This window comes from Mesorhizobium sp. M7A.F.Ca.CA.002.15.2.1, assembly GCF_003998715.1.
Taxonomy (GTDB): domain Bacteria; phylum Pseudomonadota; class Alphaproteobacteria; order Rhizobiales; family Rhizobiaceae; genus Mesorhizobium; species Mesorhizobium ciceri.
In genome coordinates this window covers 1-2,863 of the sequence record NZ_RZPI01000692.1, presented here as the reverse complement: position 1 = coordinate 2,863, position 2,863 = coordinate 1, and the positions used below count along the sequence as shown (strand labels likewise).

5 protein-coding genes are annotated in these 2,863 nt (G+C 62.9%); 4 read left to right on the top strand and 1 reads right to left on the bottom strand.

Annotation, left to right across the window (positions count from 1 at the left end; all coding sequences use genetic code 11):
• The coding region (locus tag ENZ74_RS27675) for an amidase family protein (protein WP_245471016.1) at positions 1–385 on the bottom strand (385 nt) is incomplete at its 3' end.
• Positions 386–537: 152 nt separating this feature from the next.
• Between ENZ74_RS27675 and ENZ74_RS27670 the strand changes: the two genes are divergently transcribed.
• The 4 genes from ENZ74_RS27670 to ENZ74_RS35835 form a co-directional block, all read left to right on the top strand.
• On the top strand, positions 538–1,077 hold the full coding sequence (locus tag ENZ74_RS27670) for a sigma-70 family RNA polymerase sigma factor (RefSeq protein ID WP_063169719.1): 540 nt from the start codon (positions 538–540) through the stop codon (positions 1,075–1,077).
• Entirely contained in the window at positions 1,074–1,802 is a 729-nt protein-coding gene (locus tag ENZ74_RS27665; protein WP_127313141.1) for an anti-sigma factor, read from the top strand. The genes ENZ74_RS27670 and ENZ74_RS27665 overlap by 4 nt, the downstream gene beginning before the upstream one ends.
• Positions 1,803–2,023: 221 nt before the next feature.
• Positions 2,024–2,581 carry a fasciclin domain-containing protein gene (locus ENZ74_RS27660; protein WP_013528492.1) on the top strand — a complete coding sequence of 186 codons (558 nt, stop codon included), beginning with the start codon at positions 2,024–2,026 and terminating at the stop codon, positions 2,579–2,581.
• A 212-nt stretch (positions 2,582–2,793) separates the two neighbouring features.
• Positions 2,794–2,863 (top strand): ubiquinol-cytochrome c reductase iron-sulfur subunit N-terminal domain-containing protein (locus ENZ74_RS35835; RefSeq protein WP_348630708.1); only part of this gene is annotated, 70 nt, incomplete at its 3' end.

The following is a 2,863-nucleotide window of genomic DNA, read 5'->3' as shown; positions in this document are numbered from 1 at the left end:
TCAATCGAAGCCCGTGCTCCGGCGATGTCGAGGTGACGATCGGGATAAGTCCGGCAGCGAGATAGCGGTCGGTCAGCGCCGAATTGACATCGGCCAGCCATGCCGGAATGCGGCTGCCGCCATGCGTCGGCACGCCCTTGATGGCGATGCCGAGATCCTTGATGGCGAAGGGAACACCAGCCAGCGGCAGCGAGGGGTCGACGGTCTTGGCGCGGGCGCGGGCGGCATCGTAGAGCGGTTCGGCCGTGGCATTGATGTCGGGACGGGTGGCCTCGGCGCGGGCAATCGCGGCGTCGGTCAGTTCGACGGCCGAAACCTCGCCCTTGCGGACCAGATTGGCGAGGCCGGTGGCATCTTCTTCCCAAAGGATCCGTTCGACCGACATGCGCGCTCCCCCATCAATGAAGGCAAGCTAGCCAGTGGCAATTCCATTGGCAATCGACCGACGGATCCGGGCCGGCGACACACAAAAGCTTAGGCGTGCACAAGGTTATTTCCGTCGTTGCAAATACATGGCAATCGCCTAATTTGCCTGCAATGACGCCGCAGGACATCACCAAGCTGATCGTTCGGACTTCGATGAAGGATCGGGCCGCGTTCGATCTGCTTTACCGGCAGACCAGCGCGAAACTTTTTGGCGTCTGTCTTCGTGTATTGAACGACCGGGGAGACGCGGAAGAAGCGCTGCAGGAAGTCTTCGTCAAGATATGGACGAAGGCCGACCGTTTTGCTGTTTCCGATCTAAGCCCGATCTCCTGGCTGGTGGCAATCGCGCGCAATCATGCGATCGATCGCATCAGAGCGCGGCGCAACCCCGCCGCCGACATCGATGCCGCGCTCGACGTGGCCGATCCGGCGCCGGGGCCTGAAGCGATGGCGGTGGCGGGCGACGAATCCGAACGTATCCACCATTGTCTCGATGAGCTGGAGAAGGACCGGGCAGCAGCCGTCCGGGGCGCCTATCTCAAGGGCGAGAGCTATGCCGAACTGGCGGAGCGCCATGGCGTGCCGCTGAACACGATGCGTACATGGCTGCGCCGCAGCCTGTTGAAACTCAGAGAATGCCTGGAAAGATGACGCTGGCAGAAGACACAGGACCGGAACGTGGAGGCGACGACCTGCTCGCCGCCGAGTACGTTCTCGGCGTGCTCGATGCCGACGAACGCCAGATCGTCTCTCGCCGCATCGATGCGGATACGGTTTTCGCCCGTCTTGTCGAGGACTGGGAGGTCAGGCTCTCACCGCTTGCCGCCGCCTTTCGGGAAGTCGAGCCGCCGGTTTCGGTGAAGACCGCGGTCGACCGCCGCCTGTTCGCTACCGCTGCCGCGGTGAGCAGGCCCGCCGAAGTGCGCGGCGGCCTTTGGTCCAGCCTGGCCTTCTGGCGCGCCCTTGCCGCAGCCGCGGTTGCGGCACTGGCGATTTACATCGCCGTGCCCGTCTTCAACCCGCCGGTCGAGCAGCCGCAGGCGCGCCTCGTCGCTTCGCTGGCCGCCGAAGGCAGCGACGTCAGATATCTTGCCGTCTACGACGCCGCGCATCACGAAGTCGGCCTGTCGCATGTCTCCGGTGAGCGTGCTTCCGGCAAGGACTTCGAGCTGTGGATGATCGAGGGCAAGACCCCGCCGGTCTCGATGGGCGTCATTCCGACCGGTGCTACGGCACATATCGTCGTCTCGCCGGCGGCCCAGCAGAAGCTTGCCCAGGGCGCGGTGCTTGCCGTCAGCCTCGAGCCGTCGGGCGGTTCGCCGACCGGACAGCCGACCGGACCGGTGGTTGCCGCTGGCGACCTGAAGAGCATCTGACCGGCTCTTCACCTGAAAAATCACAACAGACTATCATAAGTCTATCCTTCGCTGAACATGCCCATAGACAGCATGTCGGCAGGCGGCCGATGGCTCGGGAAATCCCTCTGCGCCGTGGATAAAATCAAGAATCACAATATTTCTGAAACTCGGGCGAGTTTGTTCCGTATCTCCTCGCGTCCCCAAGAATGGGAAGAGAAAAACCCGAGGAGTTCGACATCATGCGTAGATACGCCACCCTTTTGCTCGCCGGTACGATCGCCGTTTCGGCCCTTGCCACCGCCGCCTACGCCGAAAACCCGATGGTTGGCGGCGCCGCCATGTATGCCAACAAGAACATCGTCGAGAACGCCGTGAACTCGAAGGATCACACCACGCTGGTCGCCGCCGTGAAGGCCGCCGGCCTTGTCGAGACGCTGCAGGGCGCCGGTCCGTTCACCGTGTTCGCGCCGACCAACGAAGCCTTCGCAGCCCTTCCGGCCGGTACGGTCGAGACGCTGCTCAAGCCAGAAAACAAGGACAAGCTCACCAAGATCCTGACCTGCCATGTCATCGGCGCCAAGGCGATGGGAGCAGATGTGGCCGCGATGGCCAAGGCTGACGGCGGCACCCACAAGGTCAAGACGGTCGGCGGCTGCGAATTGTCGCTCAAGGCCGACGGCGGCAAGGTCACGGTCACCGACGAGAACGGCAATGTCGCCAATGTGACGATCGCCGATGTCGAACAGTCCAATGGCGTCATCCACGTCATCGACAAGGTTCTTTTGCCCAAGATGTAACAAGGGGCTTGCTGCCGGCGAACTGACGGCAAGGACCCTCCGTCGATTGCACGATCCCGCTCCCGTGATCCGCAATTGGCCCGTGCACTTCGCGCCCGCCTGCATTCGGATGTGGGAGGGCGCGGAGTGTTCGTTCGAGGGGCTACCGTCACCGGCTTTTGATTTCCGCGCGGCGGTGTAGTTTGGCAAAAGGACATCAGGAGGAACTGGTCATGAACCGTCGCGACTTTCTTTTGAGCGGTGCCGCCGCCATCGGCGTGATCGGGGCCGCGGCAACGATGC